At 74.6% G+C, this 19,783-nt stretch carries 19 protein-coding genes; 12 read left to right on the top strand and 7 right to left on the bottom strand.

Annotated features, from left to right (window positions below; all coding sequences use genetic code 11):
- Window positions 1-9 precede the first annotated feature (9 nt).
- Window positions 10-579 (bottom strand): GNAT family protein, encoded by a 570-nt coding sequence (locus tag HCC30_RS19405; protein WP_169443862.1) that lies wholly within the window; start codon window positions 577-579, stop codon window positions 10-12.
- Between the two features lie 121 nt (window positions 580-700).
- On the opposite strand from HCC30_RS19405, the gene HCC30_RS19400 reads away from it, so the two are divergent.
- Window positions 701-1,801, top strand: a complete 1,101-nt coding sequence (locus HCC30_RS19400) for a M20 family metallopeptidase (protein WP_169443861.1) — start codon at window positions 701-703, stop codon at window positions 1,799-1,801.
- A 28-nt stretch (window positions 1,802-1,829) separates the two neighbouring features.
- Here HCC30_RS19400 and HCC30_RS19395 read toward each other — a convergent pair whose 3' ends face one another.
- Window positions 1,830-2,429: a dihydrofolate reductase family protein gene (locus tag HCC30_RS19395; protein ID WP_169443860.1), complete on the bottom strand. Its 600-nt coding sequence runs from the start codon at window positions 2,427-2,429 to the stop codon at window positions 1,830-1,832.
- A gap of 471 nt (window positions 2,430-2,900) precedes the next feature.
- Here HCC30_RS19395 and HCC30_RS19390 point away from each other — a divergent pair, with 471 nt between their 5' ends.
- Genes HCC30_RS19390 through HCC30_RS19375 form a run of 4 tightly spaced genes read left to right on the top strand, consistent with a single transcriptional unit; the run spans window position 2,901 to window position 5,803 of the window.
- On the top strand, window positions 2,901-3,674 hold the full coding sequence (locus HCC30_RS19390) for a tRNA-dependent cyclodipeptide synthase (RefSeq protein ID WP_169443859.1): 774 nt from the start codon (window positions 2,901-2,903) through the stop codon (window positions 3,672-3,674).
- Window positions 3,671-4,909 carry a cytochrome P450 gene (locus HCC30_RS19385; RefSeq protein WP_169443858.1) on the top strand — a complete coding sequence of 413 codons (1,239 nt, stop codon included), beginning with the start codon at window positions 3,671-3,673 and terminating at the stop codon, window positions 4,907-4,909. Before HCC30_RS19390 ends, HCC30_RS19385 begins: the two co-directional genes overlap by 4 nt.
- Window positions 4,906-5,496 (top strand): nitroreductase family protein, encoded by a 591-nt coding sequence (locus tag HCC30_RS19380; protein WP_169443857.1) that lies wholly within the window; start codon window positions 4,906-4,908, stop codon window positions 5,494-5,496. The genes HCC30_RS19385 and HCC30_RS19380 overlap by 4 nt, the downstream gene beginning before the upstream one ends.
- Window positions 5,459-5,803, top strand: a complete 345-nt coding sequence (locus HCC30_RS19375; RefSeq protein ID WP_240979722.1) for a DUF6092 family protein — start codon at window positions 5,459-5,461, stop codon at window positions 5,801-5,803. The genes HCC30_RS19380 and HCC30_RS19375 overlap by 38 nt, the downstream gene beginning before the upstream one ends.
- A gap of 64 nt (window positions 5,804-5,867) precedes the next feature.
- Here the strand turns inward: HCC30_RS19375 and HCC30_RS19370 are convergent, their stop codons facing one another.
- Both HCC30_RS19370 and HCC30_RS19365 read right to left on the bottom strand, forming a co-directional pair.
- Window positions 5,868-7,538, bottom strand: a complete 1,671-nt coding sequence (locus HCC30_RS19370) for an FAD-dependent oxidoreductase (RefSeq protein WP_169443856.1) — start codon at window positions 7,536-7,538, stop codon at window positions 5,868-5,870.
- Window positions 7,539-7,580: 42 nt separating this feature from the next.
- Window positions 7,581-8,498 carry a diiron oxygenase gene (locus tag HCC30_RS19365; RefSeq protein WP_169443855.1) on the bottom strand — a complete coding sequence of 306 codons (918 nt, stop codon included), beginning with the start codon at window positions 8,496-8,498 and terminating at the stop codon, window positions 7,581-7,583.
- A 548-nt stretch (window positions 8,499-9,046) separates the two neighbouring features.
- Here HCC30_RS19365 and HCC30_RS19360 point away from each other — a divergent pair.
- A complete protein-coding gene (locus HCC30_RS19360) occupies window positions 9,047-10,294 on the top strand; it encodes a SpoIIE family protein phosphatase (protein WP_346776701.1) in 1,248 nt (415 codons plus the stop codon).
- A 129-nt stretch (window positions 10,295-10,423) separates the two neighbouring features.
- Complete coding sequence (locus tag HCC30_RS19355; protein WP_169443854.1) at window positions 10,424-11,569, top strand: hypothetical protein; 1,146 nt, start codon at window positions 10,424-10,426, stop codon at window positions 11,567-11,569.
- A gap of 50 nt (window positions 11,570-11,619) precedes the next feature.
- Here HCC30_RS19355 and HCC30_RS19350 read toward each other — a convergent pair whose 3' ends face one another.
- Window positions 11,620-11,784 (bottom strand): hypothetical protein, encoded by a 165-nt coding sequence (locus HCC30_RS19350; protein WP_169443853.1) that lies wholly within the window; start codon window positions 11,782-11,784, stop codon window positions 11,620-11,622.
- A gap of 347 nt (window positions 11,785-12,131) precedes the next feature.
- Here HCC30_RS19350 and HCC30_RS19345 point away from each other — a divergent pair, with 347 nt between their 5' ends.
- The 5 genes from HCC30_RS19345 (at window position 12,132) to HCC30_RS19325 (ending at window position 18,277) form a co-directional block, all read left to right on the top strand.
- Window positions 12,132-13,670: an ATP-dependent DNA ligase gene (locus HCC30_RS19345; RefSeq protein ID WP_169443852.1), complete on the top strand. Its 1,539-nt coding sequence runs from the start codon at window positions 12,132-12,134 to the stop codon at window positions 13,668-13,670.
- 101 nt (window positions 13,671-13,771) lie between these two features.
- Window positions 13,772-14,899: an FAD-dependent oxidoreductase gene (locus HCC30_RS19340; RefSeq protein ID WP_169443851.1), complete on the top strand. Its 1,128-nt coding sequence runs from the start codon at window positions 13,772-13,774 to the stop codon at window positions 14,897-14,899.
- 155 nt (window positions 14,900-15,054) lie between these two features.
- Entirely contained in the window at window positions 15,055-16,146 is a 1,092-nt protein-coding gene (locus HCC30_RS19335; RefSeq protein ID WP_169443850.1) for an isopenicillin N synthase family oxygenase, read from the top strand.
- Window positions 16,143-17,498 carry a nucleobase:cation symporter-2 family protein gene (locus tag HCC30_RS19330; RefSeq protein ID WP_346776700.1) on the top strand — a complete coding sequence of 452 codons (1,356 nt, stop codon included), beginning with the start codon at window positions 16,143-16,145 and terminating at the stop codon, window positions 17,496-17,498. The genes HCC30_RS19335 and HCC30_RS19330 overlap by 4 nt, the downstream gene beginning before the upstream one ends.
- 263 nt (window positions 17,499-17,761) lie before the next feature.
- Window positions 17,762-18,277: a lytic polysaccharide monooxygenase auxiliary activity family 9 protein gene (locus HCC30_RS19325; RefSeq protein ID WP_169443849.1), complete on the top strand. Its 516-nt coding sequence runs from the start codon at window positions 17,762-17,764 to the stop codon at window positions 18,275-18,277.
- Window positions 18,278-18,371: 94 nt separating this feature from the next.
- Here HCC30_RS19325 and HCC30_RS19320 read toward each other — a convergent pair whose 3' ends face one another.
- Complete coding sequence (locus HCC30_RS19320) at window positions 18,372-18,869, bottom strand: dihydrofolate reductase family protein (RefSeq protein WP_346776699.1); 498 nt, start codon at window positions 18,867-18,869, stop codon at window positions 18,372-18,374.
- Window positions 18,870-18,959: 90 nt separating this feature from the next.
- Window positions 18,960-19,781, bottom strand: a complete 822-nt coding sequence (locus tag HCC30_RS19315) for an ABC transporter ATP-binding protein (protein WP_169443848.1) — start codon at window positions 19,779-19,781, stop codon at window positions 18,960-18,962.
- Window positions 19,782-19,783: the final 2 nt, after the last annotated feature.

Genomic DNA, 19,783 nt, shown 5'->3' with positions numbered 1-19,783 from the left:
ACCTTCCGGTCAGGCGGGTGGAACCCCCTGGGCGGGGGCCTCCAGGACGAGTTCGGGACCGTCCTCCTCGTCCCACTGCTCTCCGACCCGGACGAAGCCGAAGCCCGAGACCGTGGCCAGGGACGCCGCGTTGTCGGGGCCGATCGTCGCCCGCACGGTCGTGACCGCGCTGTCGGCCGCTGCCCGGCGCAGCAACTCGGCCACCGTGGCACGGCCGTATCCCCGGCGACGGAAGCCGGGAGCGACGGAGTAACCGATCTCGACCGTGCCGGCCTCGTCGGGCGGCCCGTGGAACCCGGCGTGTCCGACGACGAGATCCTTCTCCTCGTCGACGACCGCCTGCCGCGCCATCCACCGTGCACGGCCGGGATCGGCGGCCATCTGATCGAGCCGGAACCGCCACAGCCACCGCGCCCGGTCGGTCACGAAGTGCTCGGTCAGGGGGACTCCGGCCGTCCTGCCGGCTCCGGACAGGTCCCCGGCCAGCAGAGCGGACATCGCCTCGCCGGACAGCTCGACGAAGCGGACACGTTTCGAGTGCCGACCGCGCGGCCTTCGGCGAGCGGCTTCCTCTGTCATCCGCGGATGCTCGCCGAGCAACCCGCGAGGTGTCCAGGCATTTCGACGCGGCCCTCCACCACCGCACGGTGAACGATCCTGGCCGCCAGGCCAGTTGCCCCCGCCGTACCCTGACCCCGTGATGACGCACAGGGCTGTCGAGTTGAGTACCGGGGCGATGATCGCGGATCTTCGGGCGCTGGTGGAGGTCGAGTCGCCGTCGCGGGATGTGGCGGCGTTGGCGCGGTCGGCCGAGGTCGTGGCCGGGGTGATCGAGTCGCGGCTGGGTGGACGGGCCGAGCTGGTCGGGAGTGACGGCGGGCCGCATGTGCGCTGGTCGGGAGGCGGGGAGCCGCGGGTGCTGGTGCTCGGGCACCACGACACGGTGTTCCCGCTCGGGACGCTGGAGCGGCGCCCGTTCACCGTCGAGGACGGGCGGGCGACCGGGCCCGGCGTCTTCGACATGCTCGGCGGGCTGGTCCAGGCGGTGCACGGGCTGGCCACGCTCGACGACCTGACCGGCGTCGAGATCCTGGTCTCCGCCGACGAGGAGGTCGGCTCGTACCACTCGCGGGAGCTGATCGAGGAGCGGGCGCTCGCCTGCGGCGCCGTCCTCGTGCCCGAGGGGGCCGCCGACGGCGGGGCGCTGAAGACCGGGCGGAAGGGCGCCGGGGCCTTCCGCGTCACCGTCACGGGACGGGCCGCGCACGCCGGTCTCGAACCCGAGGCCGGGGTGAACGCGCTGGTCGAGGCGGCGCACCAGGTCCGGCGGATCGCGGCGCTGGCCCGCCCGGAGCTCGGCACGACGGTCACCCCGACCGTCGCCGCGGCCGGCACGGTGGAGAACGTCGTACCGGCGCATGCGAGCGTCACCGTCGACGTCCGCGTCGAGTCGGCGGCCGAGAAGGAGCGGGTGGAGGCCGGGTTCGCCGCCCTGACACCGGAGCTGGACGGCGCCGGGCTGACCGTGGAGGGCTCCGTGCGGCGGCCCCCGATGCCCGCCTCCGCCTCGGCCCAACTCTTCGCGCTCGCCCGGCGGTTGCTGCCCGGGGTGGGCGGCACCGAGGTCGGCGGCGGCAGCGACGGCAACTTCACGGCGGCGCTCGGCGTCCCCACCCTCGACGGGCTGGGCGCCGTCGGCGGCGGGGCCCACGCCGACCACGAATACCTGCTGGTCGACGCGATGGCGGAGCGGGCCCGCCTGCTCGCCGGGCTGGCGGAGGCGTGCCGGAACGGCCGGTGAGGGGCCCGCTCCTTGAACCGCGGCGGGCCTAACTCCGGTCCGCTGGCCGGTAGGTGGTGACCTGGACGCCCTGCGGGCTGGTGGTGGTGGAGACGACCTGGAGGGGACGGTGCGCGCCGTCCTCCGGGAAGATCGTCTTGCCGCCGCCGAGGAGCACCGGCATGTGCATCAGCCGGAGTTCGTCGACGAGGTCCTCGCGCAGCAGCGTCCGCACCAGCGTGGGGCTGCCCATGACCAGCAGGTCGCCCTCGCCGCTCTCGCGCAGCTTCCGGAGGTGCGCCACGGCCTCGCCGCCCGGGACGCGGACGCTGTTCTGCCAGGCCGAAGTCGCCCCGTCCGCAAGGGAGTCGGAGACGACGTGCTTGGGCAGGGCGTTCAGCCGGTCGGCGAAGGGGTCGCCCGCGCGCTCCGGCCAGGCCGCGGCCATCGCCTGCCAGGTGCGGCGGCCGAACAGCAGCCCCTCGGCCTTCCGCATCGCCTCGTCGAAGGCGCCGCCCACCACCTCCGGGTCGAAGAACGGGTGCGTCCAGCCGCCGTGCGCGAAGCCGCCGTCGGTGTCCTCGTCCGGTCCGCCGGGCGCCTGGACGACCCCGTCGAGACTGATGAACTCGCTGACCACGATGCGCACGTGACGACTCCTCGCTGCTGCTGACGAACACGACGGAAGGAGAGACCCGAGGGACGCGAGGAAGTCATCGCTCCGGCGCGAACTCCCTTTCCGGGACCGGATTCTGCGCCACCGGGTGCCCGGGGAAGCCCCGCGCGGCCCTCGGTGGGGGTCCGCCCCGGAGCGTGAAATGCATTCCGTGTGTGCGGGGTGGGTCAGGGGAATTCCCGGGATGCGGGTGTGCCGGGGGCCGGGTAGCGTTGTCGGGCGTGCGCCCGCGCCGGGATCGGTTTCCCGCGTGCGGGAGCGCACAATTCCGCATCACTGCTTGGGATGAACCGTCCGACGTGGGCGGTTCGCCCTTCCGCAGGCCGGACAAAACCGTTGCGTGCGGCTCCGCCGTCCCGAATCCCCGTGATTCCGTGGGCCGTTGCCGCGCGTTCCCTTCGGCTCCGGGCCCGTGCCCGAATCCTGCCGACAGGAGGTTTCCGCATGGCGGCAGCAGACGTCACGACGTTATTCCACGCCCGACCCTTCACCGAGCGCTGCGACCGTATTCGACGCGGCGGGGAGCATGCGCTGATCGGGGTCAGTACGGGCAACAGCTATTTCAGCGCGGAGCGGCTGACCGCGCTCGTGCGCTGGGCGCAGCAGCACTTCAGGGCCGTCGACCTGATCTGCGCCGACATGCACGTCGACACCATGCTCGCCGCCGACGGGGCGACCCCGGAGGACTCCGGCAGGCGGGCCCGCAAACGCGTGAAGGACGTGCGGCGCCGCATCCGGCAGGCCGTCGACGCGGCCTCGCCCGAGGGGCCGGCCCCGGGCTCGCACCTGCTGTCGGACTTCACGCAGCTCCCGGAGTACCGGCGGCTGCGCGCCGAGATCGACCGGGCCCTGGACAACGACCCGGAATTCGCCCACGCCTGCCGGGAAATGGTGCGCCGGTATCTCCTGGCGCGCCCGCCGTCCGGGGAGAACCGGGACGGCGACGGGGAAACCGGGCGGAAGATGACGGCGGGGCTGGAGTACCTCGGCAGTGAACTCCCGTTCTTCGTGGACACCCCGAGCATCATCGGCGTTCCCTCCTCGGTTTCCTGCTACCACGTCTCGACTCCCGTGGTGAATGCCCTGTTCCGCCGGAATTCCGGACTGCTGGCCGCCGCGAATCAGGGATTCATGGTGGTGGCCCCGAAAACCCCGGACGGCTCTTCGGAGCCGTGGCGCAGCGACGTGCACCAGCCAGGGAAAGGAACGGCCCCATGACCCTGAACGAGCCACCCACCACACGGGCGGAGGCACCCGCCGGGACGGATGTGGACTTCCCGCTGTCCCGGCGCGGCGACGTGGTCCCCGAGGAGTGCGCCTGGCTGCGTGAGCACCGCCCGGTCGCCCGGGTCCGTACGCTCACCGGCGATCCGGCCTGGCTGGTCTCCACGCACGAACTGGCCACCCGGGTCCTGCACGACGAGACGTTCAGCCTGTCGGCCACGGCCGAGCCGGGGGCCCGCTGCCAGTACGCGCCCATGTTCCCGCTGGAGGTCCGCAGCAGCCTGGAGCACTTCAGCAACGCGGGCCTGCGCGAGGCCGTGATGCGGTCCCTGTCCCCGCCCGTGGTGAAGCGGGCCGTGCCCGTCTTCCGCAGGAGGGCGGACGAGCTGATCGACGAACTGCTGGCCGAGGGCCCGCCCGTCGACCTCAAGGCCCGCTTCGCCGACCCGTACACCGCGCACGTGATGTGCACCGTGCTCGGCCTGCCGGACGACGACTGGCGGCGGCTGATGAGCGGCCTGGACATCAGCACCATGACCGCGCCCCGCGGGTTCGAGGGCGCGCGGGCCAACTGGGACAAGGGCATGTCGTACATGGCCGCGCACCTGCGGGCACCGGACGCCGTCGCGGCCCCCGGCCTGCTCGGGGCGCTGGCCCGCATCCGCGCCGAGGACGCCGGGAGCGGCGCGGTGGACACCGACGAGCACCTGGTCATGACGCTGCACACGCTCTTCGAGGCCGGTTCGGTCAGCACCACGACCTTCCTGCTCCTGGCGGCCATGCTGCTCATGAACCACCCCGACCAGCGGGACCGGCTGCGGGCCGGCCCCGAGGCCATGGGCCCGGCCCTGGAGGAACTGCTGCGGCACCAGCTGTCCGTCGGGGACGGGCTGCCGCGCATCGCCACCCGGGACACCGAGTTGGGCGGTACGCCGATCGCCGCGGGCGACCTGGTGCTCGTACTGATCGAGGGCGCCAACCACGACCCGTCCGTCTTCAGCGAGCCGGAACGGCTGGACCTGTCCCGTACGCCCAACCCGCACCTGGCGTTCGGCGGCGGCCGCCACTACTGCCCGGCCACCCCGCTGGCCCGCGCACACGCGGCCACCGCGCTCGGCGCCCTGCTGGAACGGCTCCCGGAGCTGCGGCCCGCCATCCCGGCCGACGAGATCAACTGGCGCTCCGGCTGGATCAAACGCACCCCCGAGCGGCTCCCGGTGCTGTGGTGACCGGCCGGCCCCCACCGGCGAACGAGCCGTCCCCCGCGGCCACTTCGCCGGCCGGCCTGCTGCGTTCGCGGGCCGTGGTACGCCGCTACACCGGCGAACCGGTGGACGACGCAAGGCTGTCGGACCTGCTGGACGCGATGCTCGCCGCGCCCACCGCGGCCAACAAGCAGGCATGGGCCTTCGTCGCGGTCCGCGACCCGTTCAGGGTGCGCGCCCTGCGGGCGTTCGCGCCCGGCATGATCGGCGTGCCGCCGCTGGTCGTCGCCGCCTGCTTCGACCGGGACCGCGCGGTACGGGACGACGACGCCCCGGACGACGACGCCTGGGACGTGGGCCTGCTCTGCGTGGCCATGGCCGTGCAGAACCTGCTGCTCGCGGCGCACGCGGCCGGGCTGGGCGGCTGCCCGGTGTGCAGCTTCTGGCCGCCGGCGGTGCGCCGCCTGCTCGCGCTGCCGCCCCGCCTGGAGCCGGTGCTGCTGGTACCGGTCGGCCGCCCCGCGGAGCCGGTGACCCCGTCCGCCCGACGCGAGAGGGACGAGGTGATCCGCTATGACGTCTGGTCCGAACCGGCCGGAGGCGAACCCTGAACTGGCCCGCGAGGCCCTGCTGTTGGCGGCCTTCCTGCTGAGCAGCGGCCGCGGCCTGCTGGACGAACCACCTGCCTACGGCCCCGCCCGCTGCGCCGACGGAGCCCGCCGGGCCCTGGAACTCCTCGCCCTCTGCGGCCCGCCGGACCCGCGCCTGACGCACGTCCGCGAGCGCCTGGAGGACGCGCTGTGCGGCCCGATGGCCGACGTGGACCTCCCGGAGCTGCTCCGCTCCACCTGCGGCCAGGTCCTGGACGTGGTCGCGGAGACGGCGGAGAGCAGCACCCGCCCGGCGGCTCCCGGCTGAGGGGGCCCGGCCGTCTCTCCGTCCGCCCGCGCGGAGGGACGGCCGGGCCGTTCGGGGGCGCCGGTCAGCGGCGGAGGGACAGGCGGCCGCCCCGGGCCGCGGCGAGGAGCTCGTCGACGGTGGCCAGCTTGACGCGCGGACGCCCGTCCCGCAGGCCGCGGCTCAGTTCGGCGCGCTCGATGGCGGCCAGCCCGCGGGCGTCGACGACGTTCCGGTTGCGGCTGCGCACCAGCCGCTTGAACGCCTTCGGGGTGCCCTTCGGCGCGGGCAGCGCGCCCGCGACGGCGTCCGCGAGGAGCGTGCCGACGGTCTCGGCCGCGCAGGTCCGGTTGGCGCCGATGCCGCCGGAGGGCCCGCGCTTGATCCAGCCGACGACGTACGTCCCCTCCCGGCCGCGCACCCGGCCGGACTCGTGCGGGACGGTTCCGGTCGTCTCGTCGAAGGGCAGCCCGGCCACCGGCCTGCCCCGGTAGCCGACGGCCCGCAGCAGCATGCCCGTCGGGATCTCCAGCTCGCCCGACCCGCCGGTGACGCGCAGCCCCCGGACGGCGCCGTCCCCCAGCGCCTCCACCGGCGCGCTGCGGAACCGGAGCACGATCCGCCGCCCCGGCGCGGGACCGGAGGCCACATCCACCCGGGCGCGGGGCACGTCGCGCAGCACGGCGGCCTTGTCACGCGGCCCGGCCGCCTCGACGGCCTCGCCGACGCGCGGGTCGTGGTCGTCCACGACCAGCTCCACGCCGGGCAGTTGCTTGAGCGCGAGCAGTTCGGACGTGGTGTACGCGGCGTCCTCGGGGCCGCGCCGCCCGAGCAGCACCACCTCGCGGACCCGGCTCGCGCGCAGCGCCGCGAGCGCGTGCTCGGAGATGTCGGTCCCGGCGAGCGTGTCCGGGTCGGCGACGAGGAGCCGGGCGACGTCCAGCGCGACGTTGCCGTTGCCGACGACCACCACCCGCTCGGCGTCCAACACGCCGGCCTCCGGAGCCACTTCGGGATGCGCGTTGTACCAGGAGACGAAGGTGGTCGCGGAGAGGCTGCCGGGCAGGTCCTCGCCGGGGATGCCGAGGCGGCGGTCGGTGGCGGCGCCGACGGCGTAGATCACCGCGTCGTGGTGCGCGGCGAGTTCCTCGGCGCTGATGTCCCGGCCGACCTCGACGCCCAGCCGCATCCGCACCCGGTCGTGCCCGTGGAAGCGGGCGAAGGTCTCGCCGACCTTCTTCGTCGCGGGGTGGTCGGGCGCCACGCCGTACCGGACCAGCCCGCCCGCGACGGGCAGCCGGTCGAGGAGGGTCACCTCGGCGTTGGTGTGCAGCAGCAGGTCCTCGGCGGCGTACATGCCCGCAGGCCCCGTGCCGACGACGGCGACCCGGAGCGGCGCGAAGTCGGCGGGCAGGGTGCGGGTGAAGGCGGGCTCGTCCCAGGCGTGGAAGTTCGGCCCGTGGCCGGCGGGTCCGGGCTCCGGCCCGGCGGCTTCCCCGTCGCCGTCCTCGTACCAGGCCGCGTTGATCGCGGCGTACTCCCGCTGCGCGGGCGGCAGTGCGGGGACGGGGAAGATCGCGTCGACGGGGCAGGCGTCCGCGCAGGCACCGCAGTCGATGCAGGTCTTGGGGTCGATGTGCAGCATCTCCGTGCTGCCGAACGCCCGCTCCTGGGGCGTCGGGTGGATGCAGTTGACCGGGCAGACGGCCACGCAGGTGGCGTCGCTGCAGCAGGTCTGGGTGATTGCGAAGGCCATGTCGTCAGCTCAGTTCGGCTCGTGCGGCTCGGCGGTCCGGGGTCAGATCAGGTGGGCGCGCTTGTAGAACAGCAGCGCGGGCCTGGTGAGCAGCCGGGACGAGGCGAGGAAGTCCATCAGGCCCGAACAGCTGGAGCGCATCATCGACTTGTGGTGCTCGTTGTGCTTCCGCTCCGCCATCGCCCGCTCGGTGTCCAGCCCGGCGTTCCGGTACACGTCGCGGCTGACCATGCTGGTGGTGATGACGTAGGCGGCGACGGCGATCACGAAGGCGGAGAGCTGGCGGCGCAGCCGTCCCGCGTTCCGCATCCGCTCCCGCGTCTCGTCCCGCGCGAACTTCATGTGCCGGGACTCCTCGACCACATGGATGTTGTTGATCGTCCGCACGAACGGGACGACGCGCTCGTCCCGCATCCAGTCGCGCTGCATGACGTCGAGGACCTCCTCGGCGACCAGGATCGCCGCGTACGCCGTCTCGCCGACCGCCAGCGTCTTGAAGGCGCGGCCCAGTTCGACCGCCCACCGCCGGGGGCGGTACGCCGGGGCGCGCAGCTTCTTCGCGCCGCGCGCGAACATGATCGAGTGGCGGCACTCGTCGGCGATCTCCGTCAGCGCCCACTGGAACTTGGCGTCCGTCGGGTCCTTCGCGTACATGTCGCGCAGCACCATCTGCTGGAGGATCATCTCGAACCAGATGCCCGTGCTGGCCACCGAGGCGGCCTCCTGCCGGGTCAGCTCCCGGCGCTGCTCCTCGCTGAGTTCGCTCCAGTACCGGGTGCCGTACAGCGTGCTCCACTCCGGGCTGGCGCCGTGGAAGCCGGTGTCCAGCGGCGTCTCCCAGTCGACCTCGGTCACCGGGTCGTACGAGAGCTGCGCCGAGGAATCGAGCAACCGCTCGGCGACGTCCTCGTCCTGGGGACGGGCCGCCGGTGTCTCCGGCTGAACAGTGCTGCTTGCCATGCGGGACTCCTCGTCGAGTTGCGTGCGGGTGCCGGTGCCTGTTCCGGGGTGGTGCGGGGGAGGGCGCGGGGGCCGGGGCGGACGCGGGATCCGGGTGTGCGCGTCCGCCGGGGCCGGCAACGGGGGGCGGGCGGCGGGTGGTTGCCGCCCCCGGCTACGGGTGTGCGGGTGCCTGCGGGGGAGCGGGCGTTCCGCGTACGGCACACGAGCGCGCCGGCGTCACAGTGACCGCCATGACCGACACCTCCGGTGGCAGCGCGAGACGCCCTTCCGCCTCGCTTGTTAGACGGAACGTATAACAAGCGGGGGTGGCTGGCCTACCCCCGAGTACACGGAACCTGAATCACTTCGCCGGAACACCCCTCGGCCCGCACCGTGCCGCACCGCGTGACCCGGGGCACGGAACGGGCCCCAACCACCCACCGGACAGGGCGCGTTCGGGCAGCCCCGCGCACCCGGCCCCGCCCCCGCCCGCGTGCGGCGGGCGGCCAGGCCGCGGCGGGTCCATCATCGGGAGGAAGGACGTTCCGGAGCGGGAGGGCTTCCGTGTGGGCGATCAGGACATCACGCTCGGGCAGCTGATCGAGGCGGTGGAGCGGGCGGCTCCGGCCGACTCCGTCCAGGTCGTCTCCCGCATGCTGGCGGCGCAGCTCGGCGCCCGCGACGTCGGGCTGCTCCTGGTCGACTTCGGCGGCGACGCCGTCTGGCGGCTCCCGGACACCCTCTCCCCGGGCGACGGCGGCGGCCGCCGCCGGATCGACCTCCCCGGCACCGTCTACGACGAGGTCATCAGCACCCAGGAGCCCCGCCTCGAGGACGCCGCGCCGGAGGAGGCCCCCGGCGCCCCGCGCGGCTGCCGGATGGTGCTGCCCGTCACCAACCGGGGCGACGTCATGGGCGTCCTCCAGCTGACCCTGCCGCACCCGCCGGACGCGACGGAGCGGCGGCAGGCCGAGCAGGCCGCGCTCGCGCTGGCGTACGTCGTCACCACCAACCGCCGGTTCACGGACCTCTACGAGTGGGGGCGGCGCACCTCGGCGCCCACCCTGGCCGCCGAGATCCAGCAGAACCTGCTGCCCGACACGCTGTGCTGCGAGGCCGGCCCGGCCACCGTCGCCGCCGCGCTGGAGCCCGCGCTCACCATCGCGGGCGACACCTTCGACTACAGCCTGGACCGCGGCACCCTGCACCTGTCCATCACGGACGCCATGGGCCACGACACGGCGGCGGCGCTGCTGGCCACCCTCGTCGTCGGCGCGCTGCGCAACTCCCGCCGCGCCCGGGCCACTCTGGCCGAGCAGGCCCGCGCCGCCCACCAGGCCGTCCTCACGCACGGCGAGGCCGCGACCGTCACCGGCCAGCTCCTCCGGATCGACCTGCGGACCGGACGGTTCCTCCTGGTCAACGCCGGGCACCCGTGGCCGCTGCGGCTGCGCGACGGGCGGGTCGAGGAGCTGAGCCCGGCCGTCGACCCGCCGTTCGGCGCCCCGCACCGGGGCGCGTACCAGGTGCAGAGCCTGGACGTACGCCCCGGCGACCGGTTCGTGCTGTTCACCGACGGCATGACCGAACGCAACGCGGCCGCGCTCGACATGCCCGTGCTCATCGCCCGCGACGCGGACCTGCACCCGCGCGAGGTCGTCCGCGGCCTGACCCGCAACCTGCGCAAGGTCACCCGGGGCGACCTGCGCGACGACGCCACCGTCATCTGCCTCGACTGGTACGGCCCCGAACCGGACGCCGGGGCCGCCCCCGAAGCCCCCGAGGCCGGCGACACCACCCCGTCCCCGCGCTGACGTACGCGCCCGGACTCCCGGGCGGGGGTGTCACGGCACCACGCCCGGCCCCGGAGCAATCGGCCCGCCCCGGCGGCGGTCGTGGCCAGTCTGGGAAGATCCCACGCCCCTCGCCCCGGAGGTGGAGCCGTGCCCCGGACCCCGTTCCCCCTCGTCCCCTCGGAAGACCTGCCGCACGGCTGGGCCGCTCCCGCTGTCACCGCGCAGGCCCGGTCCCTGGCCCGTGAGTTGCTGGCGCTCTCCGACCGTTCCGGGGCGCGCCGCGCGGCGGCAGCGGCCCGCCGCCTCCGCCAGGAGTGCGCGGACGCGGCCTCCCTGCCGTACGGCGAGGACGCGCGGGCCTCGCGGGGCAATCTGGACAACGACCGGTTCTTCGGCGTCCTGCGGGTACGGGGCGACGCGCGGACCGTGCTGCTGGGCTCGACGGCACAGGCGTACGCCGAGCTGCTGGACGAGCTCGCGGCGGCCGGCAGTGCGCTGGAGCGGAGCACGCTGGACGAACTGGGGCGCGGGCTGGGCGAGTTGGTGGCGGCGGTCACCGGCGAGCCGTCCTCGGTGCTGCCGACCCCGCGCGGCGTCTCCTGCCCGCGCGCCGCCACCGACCGGCCGCTGCGCCGCTGGCGGCGCGGCCACCACCTGTTCCTCGTCCTCCTCCAGGGCCTGGCCGTCACCACCGGCGGCCTGACCTCGGCGCTCGACGGCCCGCGCACCGGAAGTGACCGCACCGGAACCGACCGCGCCAGGCGGCCCGTTCGCGGGTACGAGGCCCGGGGCTGGGCGCGGCTGATCACGCTGCTGCGGGCGTCCTCGGCGGCGCTGTCCTTCACCGGTGACTTCGCGGGCCTCGACTACCGCACCCACGTCCGCCCGCTGATGTCGGACCCGGTGGTGCCGGGCGGCATGACGGGCCTGGACCTGCGCGACCACGCCTGCCTGCTGGACCGGCTGCGCGACCTCGGCACGGCACTCGTGCGGAACCCGCCGCCGGACGAGGAGTCGGCGCGGCGACCGGCGCTGCTGTGCGAGGTGCTCACCGAGGTCTACGAGGACCACGGGCGGGTGTGCGCCCGCTTCGTCGGCGAGGACCGGACCAGCCTGATCGCGGACAGCGGCCCGCCCGCGGTGACCGCCCTGCGCCGCATGGCCACGGCCCGGCTCCACCTGCTGCCGGGTCCGCACCACGACGGCCCGGCCGGAGCCGGTCCGGGGGAGCGGACGCGTCCTGCCGCGGACGGTCCGGACGACGGCGACGCGGGCCCGGAACAGGCGCGCTGAACGGCCGGCTCATGCCCGGTGGGCCCGCTCCCGGCGGGCGGCGGGCCCCGTCAGGCGCCCTCGACCGCGGGCGCGGGTGCCCGGTTGCCGAAGACGGCGGCCTCGGTCTCCCGGAGCACGGTCTCGGCGGTCGCGGCCACGTCACCCGGTACGTCACCGAGTTCCTCGACCACGTCCCGGTATATCGGCGGATGTTCTCGTGTATCGGTTCCCATCACGGCCCTCCTCCATCGGTAGCAGGCTGTCGCCAGGTCGGCCGCAGGCGGCTCGTAGCGGCCTGGGGAGCCGCAGCCCGAGATGGTAGCCGCTTCCGGTGACGCGCCCGAACAGCGGGCCTGCACAAACGCGCCACCACCGCCCCCGCGCGAGGCCGCCCGCCGGACGCCGGAACGCGCCAAGATCCGGCGCGGACAGGGGGCTCGCGCGGAACCGGAACGGCCCGGCCGCCGCCCGCGACCCTGGCCGATACCGACCGGCTTTCGCGCCCGGCGAACTTCCGCGGCCCGCGCGCGGGTGCGGGCCGCGGAAGCCGGGGGCAGCCTGGGGTGGTGAGGAAGGGCGCATGCTGCTGAGCGACGTGGCACGGACCTCGCGGGAGATCGCCGCCGCGTCCGGCCGCAACGAGAAGACCGCCCTGCTGGCCGGGCTGTTCCGCGCCGCCGAACCGGCCGAGGCGCCGCTGGTCGTCTCGTACCTGGCGGGCGCCCCGCCGCAGCGCCGCACCGGGCTGGGCCACCGGACGCTGAGCGCCCCGCCCCCGCCAGCCGCCGCACCCCGGCTGACCGTGCCCGAGGTGGACGCGGCGCTGGAGCGGATCGCCCAGGTCGCCGGGAAGGGCGCGCAGGCCGAGCGGAAGCGGCTGCTGGACGGGCTGCTGGCGGCGGCCACCGCCGAGGAACAGCGCTTCCTGTACCGCCTGCTGACGGGTGAGCTGCGCCAGGGCGCGCTGGACGCGCTCGCCGTCGAGGGCCTCGCCGAGGCCGTCGGCGTACCGGCCGGGGAGGTGCGGCGGGCCGTGATGTACGGCGGCTCGCTCGGCGCGGTCGCCCGCGAGGTGCTGGCGGACGGGCCCGGGGCGCTGGCCGGGTTCCGGCTGCGGGTGGGCCGGCCGGTGCGGCCGATGCTGGCGCGCAGCGCGGCGACGGTCGCCGAGGCGCTGGAGCGGCTGGGCCCGTGCGCGGTCGAGGAGAAGCTGGACGGCATCCGCGCGCAGGTGCACATCGACGGGCCCGAGGTCACCGTCTACACCCGCACCCTGGACGAGATCACCGGCCGGCTCCCCGAGATCACCGAGGCGGCCCGGGAGTTGGCGGCCGGTTCCGCGGTGCTCGACGGCGAGGTCGTCGCCTTCGACGAGGCGGAACGCCTGCGTCCGTTCCAGCAGGTCTCGCAGCGCGTCGGCTCGCGGCTGGACGTGGCCTCGGCGCGGGCCGCGCTCCCCGCGCACGTCCGGTTCTTCGACGTGCTCTCCGCCGACGGCCGCGACCTGGCCGACGAGCCGGTACGGGAGCGGCACGCGGCGCTGGCCCGGATCGTGCCGCCCGGGCTGCGGGTGCGGCGGCTGACGCTGGAGGAGCCGTGGGAGCCCGAACAGCGGGCGGCGGCCGAGCGGTTCGCGGAGGAGGCGCTGCGGGACGGGCGCGAGGGCGTCATGGTCAAGGGCCTGGACTCGGCCTACAGCGCCGGGCGGCGGGGCGCGTCCTGGCTGAAGGTGAAGCCGGTGCACACCCTGGACCTGGTGGTCCTCGCCGCCGAGTGGGGCCACGGCCGCCGCACCGGCACCCTCTCCAACCTGCACCTGGGCGCCCGCGGCCCGGACGGCTTCGTGATGCTCGGCAAGACCTTCAAGGGCCTCACGGACGCACTCCTCGCCTGGCAGACCGAACACCTCCAGCGGATCGCCGAGTCCAGACCGCCCTGGGGCGTGAGGGTACGGCCCGAACTGGTCGTGGAGATCGCCTTCGACGGGCTCCAGCGCTCCACCCGCTATCCGGCCGGCGTCACCCTGCGCTTCGCCCGCGTGGTCCGCTACCGGCCGGAGAAACCCGCGTCCGAGGCGGACACCGTCGACCACGTCCTGACCTTCGCCCGCGCGCCCTGACCCACGCGCGCACCTGGCCGGTTCCCGCGTTACCCCGGCCACGGGCCCGGGTACGACGCGCTACCGGGCACCCCACACTCCCGGACGGAAGGACTGCGCGGATGCGGATCGTCGTCGTCGGTTCCGGGGCCGCCGGAGCCGGAGCCGGGTACGAGCTGGCCGCGGCCGGAGCCGAAACCGTCCTGGTCGACGCGGAGTTCGCCGGTGCCGCGACCGCGGCGGGCGCCGGGATCGTCTGCCCGTGGCTGAGCCGCCTCACCGACCCGCGCTGGCACCGGCTGGCGAACGCGGCCGCCGCCGGATTCCCGCCGCTGCTCGCCGCGCTGGCCCGGGACGCGGACGGGTTCGGGCCCGGCGAGGACCCCGGCTACCGCCGCGTCGGCGCCCTGCGGCTGCTCGACGAGGAGTCGGCCGACGCGCTGTACGCACGGGTCGCCGTCCGCGCCTCGGGCTCGCCCGCCGCGGGCGAGGTGAACCTGCTCGACGGCGCCCGCGCGCGGGAGCTGTTCCCGCCGCTGCGGCACGAGGGCCCGGCGCTCTGGGTGTCCGGGGCGGCGCGGGTCGACGGACGGCGGCTGGCCGCCGCGCTGCGGCGCGGCGCCCGGCGGCACGGGGCCCGCGAGGTCACCGGACGGGCCGAACTCGTCACCCGGGGCGAGGCGGTGCGCGGGGTGCGCGTCGACGGTGAACTCCTCGCCGCCGACGCGGTGATCGTCGCCGCCGGGGCCTGGGCGTCCCGGCTGCTGGAGCCGCTCGGGGTGCGGCTCCCGGTGCTGCCGCAGCGCGGGCAGCTGGCGCATCTGCGGGTGCGGGACGCGGACACCTCCGGCTGGCCGGTGGTCTTCCCCGACTCGCCGCACTACCTGCTGGCCTTCGACGGCGGCCGGGTCGTGGCCGGTGCGACACGCGAGGACGGCAGCGGCTTCGACCCCCGGGTGACCGCCGCCGGACTGGCCGAGGTGCTCGGCGAGGCCCTCTCCGTGGCGCCCGGACTCGCGGACGCCACCCACCTGGAGACCCGCGCCGGACTCCGCCCCGTCGGCCCCGACGCGCTGCCGCTGCTGGGCGCACTGCCGCCGTACGCGGGCCTGTTCACCGTCAACGGGCTCGGCGCCTCGGGCCTCACCCTGGGCGCCCACGCCGGTTCCCTGGTGGCCCGCCTCGCCCTCGGCGACACCCCGGACACCGACCTCACCCCGTACGACCCGCTCCGCGCCGCCCGCGTCTGAGCCGTCCCGCGCGGCGAACTCTTCCTGACCCGCGGATTTCTGATGCCCCATCAAGAACTTGCATGCTCCCTCTTTACAGCCCCCGGTGCCCGCAACAAACTGTTGAACCGCCTGACGGGGCAGCGGCCCCGTTCCCCCACCGGAAGGACGCTGTGATGGCACGAGCGGAGAGCGGACACACGGCGCACGGAGCCCTGGACGTACCCGTCATCGACGTCTCCCGCTGGGCGACGGGCACGGCACGTGAGCGCGCGCTGATCGCCGAGGCCGTCGACGCGGCGGCCCGCGACGTGGGCTTCATGCAGATCACCGGGCACGGCGTCCCGGCCCGCGCCGAGGCGGCCCTCGCCCGGGCCATGGACGGCTTCTTCGCGCTGCCCATGGCCGAGAAGAAGGCGCTGACCTCGCCGCCCGAGATCAACCGGGGCTACACGCCGCCCCGCGCCGAGAAGCTCAGCCTCAGCCTGGGCCACACGACCCCCGAGGACCTCTTCGAGGCGTTCAACGTCGGCGTCGAACAGGGCGCCGTCCCCGGCGCGGTGCTCCCCGTCGAGCACTTCCCCGCGAACGTGTGGCCCGAGCCGTCCGCCGTGCCCGGCATGCGGGAGGGCGTCGAGGAGTGGTTCGCGCACGCGGGGGCGCTGGCCCGGCGGCTCACCGAGATCTTCGCGCTCGCGCTCGGCCTCGAACCCGGCCACTTCGCGCCGTACACGGACCGCTCCGTCGACGTGCTCCGGATGAACAACTACGCGCTCCCCGCCGAGCCCACCGTCGTCGACAACCGGCAGATGGGCATGGGCGCGCACACCGACTACGGCATCGTCACCGTGCTCTGGGCCGACCGCGTACCGGGGCTCCAGATCCTGGACGACGACGGCACCTGGCACGACGTGCTCCCCGCCGAGGGCGCCCTGCTGGTCAACCTCGGGGACGCGCTGGCGCGTTGGACCAACGACCGCTGGCGTTCCACGCTGCACCGGGTGCTGCCCCCGACCGACGGCGAGGGCCGACTGGTGCGCCGCAGGTCCGCCGCGTTCTTCCACGACGGCAACCACGACGCGGTGATCAGCCCGCTGCCCGGCTGCGTGCCCGAGGGCGAGGAACCGCTGTACGCGCCGGTCACGCTCGGCGAGCACATCACGGCGAAGCTGGCGGGCTCCCGCGCCCTCCGCCTCAACACCGCGGCCGAACGCGAGATGGCCCGGCTGCGCGCCGCGTCCGCCGACGGCCCGTCCCCACGCGCGTGACCGGCACCGGGACACAGGCGGCGGAACGCGACGAGGGCGCCGGGCCGGCCGGGGAGCGGCATCCCGTCGACCAAGTGCCCTCCCTGGGAAGGCTCCTGGCCCTCGGCATCCAGCACGTGCTGGTGATGTACACCGGCTCCATCGCCGTCCCGCTGCTCTTCGGCAGCGCGGCCGGGCTCCCGCACGACACCGTCGCCCTGCTCATCGACGCGGACCTGCTGGTGGCCGGCGTCGTCACCGTGCTGCAGAGTGTCGGCGTCGGGCGGGTGCTCGGGGTGCGGCTGCCCGTCGTCGCCGGTGCGGGGTTCAGCGCGATCACGCCGATGGTGCTCATCTCGCAGCAGTACGGCATGCCCGCGGTCTACGGGTCGATGCTGGCCGCCGGGGTCTTCGGGATGCTCGTCGCGGCGCCGTTCGCGCGGCTCGTGCGGTTCTTCCCGCCGGTCGTCGGCGGCTCGGTGATCATCGTGATCGGCCTGTCCCTGCTGGGCGTGGGCACCGACATGGTCGCCGGTGAGGACGCCTCGGCCCCCGGCTACGCGGCCCCGTCCCGGCTGCTGCTCGCCGCGGGCGTCATCGTGCTGATCGTCGTCATGATGCGGCTCTTCCGCGGGTTCCTCGGCCAAGTCGCGGTGCTGGCCGGCCTGTTGGCGGGTACGGCCGCCGCGGTGCCGCTCGGGTACGCGGACTTTTCCGCCTCCGGTGACGCCGACTGGTTCGGCACGCCCCAGCCGTTCTTCTTCGGGGCGCCGGAATTCCCGCTCGCCGCCGTGGTGTCGATGTGCGTGGTGATGCTGGTGATCTTCACCGAGTCCACGGCCAGCATGCTCGCCGTCGCGGAGATGACCGGGAAGACGCTCACCACCGGCGACCTGGGGCGCGGACTCGCGGCCGACGGCGCCTCCGGCGTACTGGCCGGGGCGATGAACTCCTTCCCCGACACGGTGTTCGCGGAGAACCTCGGCCTGGTGGAGATGACCCGGACCCGCAGCCGGTGGATCACCGCCGTCGCGGGCGTGATCCTGATCGTGGTCGGCTGCGTGCCCCGGCTCGGCTCCCTGGTGGCCGCGCTGCCCGACCCGGTGGTGGGCGCGGCGGCGCTGGTGATGTTCGCGATGGTGGCGGGCGTCGGCATCCGGATGGTCAAGGACGTCGACTTCGACGGCACCCCGAACCTGCTGATCATCGCCATCTCGCTGGCCGTCGGCATGGTCCCGGTGATGGCCCCGCACATCTACGACGGCCTGCCCGACAGCCTGCGGATCGTCTTCGGCAACGCGATCACCTGCACCGCCGTCTGTGCCTTCGTCCTCAACCTGCTCTTCCACCACCTCCCCACCCGCCGACGGTGAACTCGCCGTGCCCGTAAGGCGGTTGGGTGCGCGAGGTATTGACCGAGGGCAAACAATCGGTAAGGTCTAGACCTAATGGCGGGCGTGGAGCCGGGCCCTCCAGCGCGCGGTCGTCAGCACTTCACGGGGGCGGCCGGCCCCCACCGCTGGCAATCCGGAACCACGTTGCCCTCACGCGCAACGACGCCGTCCCGAGGAGCGGTACGCACCTCCCGTGCCGCACTCCCCACCTCGACGGGGCGGCCCACCGTGAAGGAGCTTGCATGCACACGAAGCGGAAACTCGCCGCGATGATCGGCGCGGGTGTCGCGCCCGTGCTCGTCCTGGCCATGCCGGGCCCGGCCAGCGCGCACGGCTACGTCAACTCCCCGCCGAGCCGTCAGGCGCAGTGCGCCCAGGGCACCGTCGACTGCGGGCAGATCAAATGGGAGCCGCAGAGCGTCGAGGGGCCCAAGGGGCTGAAGAGCTGCAGTGGCGGCAACCAGCAGTTCAAGGAGCTCGACGACGACAGCAAGGGCTGGAAGGTCACGCCCGTCGGCAAGTCCGCTTCCTTCAACTGGAAGCTGACCGCACGTCACGCCACCAGCACCTGGGAGTACTTCGTCGGCGGCCAGAAGGTCGCCTCGTTCGACGACGGAGGCAAGCGGCCGGGCGAGACCGTCTCGCACCAGGTCGACTTCGGCGGCCACAGCGGCAAGCAGAAGGTGCTCGCCGTGTGGAACATCGCCGACACCGCCAACGCCTTCTACGCCTGCGTGGACGTCAACATCGGCGGCTGACCGCCGGGTTGCCGACCCGCACCCGAGCCGTGCCCCCGGGCAGCAGCGCCGTCTGCCCGGGGGCACGCCCCTGTTCCGGGGCGGCCGGCGCCGGTCAGCCGAGGACGCGGAAGCGTAACTGGGTGGCCTCCGGGCCCTCGATCACCTTCGTCCGCTCCAGGTCCACCCGCCGCGTCCCGAGGTGGTCGAACAGCCGGATGCCGCCGCCGAGCAGCCGCGGCACCAGCCGGATGCGCAGCTCGTCCAGCAGCCCCGCGCGCAGGCACTGTCGCACCGCGGCGCCCCCGTGCAGCCCGACGTCCGCGTCCCCGGCGGCCGCCCTGGCCCGGTGCACGGCGCTCTCGATCCCGTCCGTGACGAAGGTGAACGGGCCGTCGCCGGCGGCCGGATGCGGCTCGGCGGTGAGGACGAAGCAGGGCACGGACGCCCCGGGCCCCGACCCGTCCCGGCAGTACTCGTAGGAGCGCCTTCCCATGACGAACGCGCCCGGGGGGTCCTCCGGAGCGTCGGAGGTCTCCGGGAACGGGTCGCGGTCACCGGAGGCGACGAAGCCGTCCAGTGACATCGACATGCTGGAAATGACGCGACCCACGACGCCTCCACTGCTGCGGCCGCCGGGCGCGGACGCGCCACGGGCGGGGACCGGTACGGACGCAGTGGTGACCGGCGTGCTCGGCGGAACTCATCGCGGGCCGGTGAAATTCTCCGGATTTTCTTGAAGTCCCTGGTCAGCGGCGTCCGTTCGGCCGGTCGCCGGGTCCAGCCCCCGGACGGCGGCGCCCGCGCGGGCCCGTAGCGCGACGAACGCCGGGTCCTGCCGGGTGGCCACCTGGTCGCGCACCGCCGGGAGTTCCACCGGCAGGTCGGCGCGCACCCGCCCGGGGGAGGGGGTCAGCACGACGACGCGGTCGCCGACGTACACGCTCTCGTCGATGTCGTGCGTGACGAGCAGGATCGTCGCGTCGGAGTTCGCGTGCACCGACAGCAGCAGATCCTCCAACTCCTCCCGCGCGCCCGCGTCCAGGGAGCCGAACGGCTCGTCCATCAGCAGCAGCGCCGGCTCGCACACCAGCGCTCTGGCCAGCGCCACCCGCTGCTGCATCCCGCCGGACAGCTGCCACGGGTACCGCCGCCCGCTGCCGCCCAGCCCGACGCGCTCCAGCATCCCCGCCGCGCGCTCCCGCCGCTCGTCCCGCGCGAGGGCGGTGCGCCGCAGCGGCAGCGCCACGTTGTCCCGTACCGAGAGCCAGGGGAAGAGGGAGCGGCTGTAGTCCTGGAAGACGACGGCGAGCCGCTCGGGCACCCCGTCCACCTCGGCGCCGTCGACGGTCACGTGCCCGCCCGCCGGGCGCAGCAGCCCCGCGGCGCAGCGCAGCAGCGTCGACTTCCCGCAGCCGGACGGGCCGACCAGGCTGAGCAACTGGCCGCGCGGCACGGTCAGATCGACCCCGTCGAGCACCCGGTGCCCGCCGTAGTCGTGGCGGACGGAGTGGAAGGTGAGCACCG

The organism is Streptomyces sp. HNM0574, assembly GCF_012726235.1.
In the GTDB taxonomy this organism is placed as follows: domain Bacteria; phylum Actinomycetota; class Actinomycetes; order Streptomycetales; family Streptomycetaceae; genus Streptomyces.
This window is presented reverse-complemented; position numbering and strand designations above follow the sequence as displayed.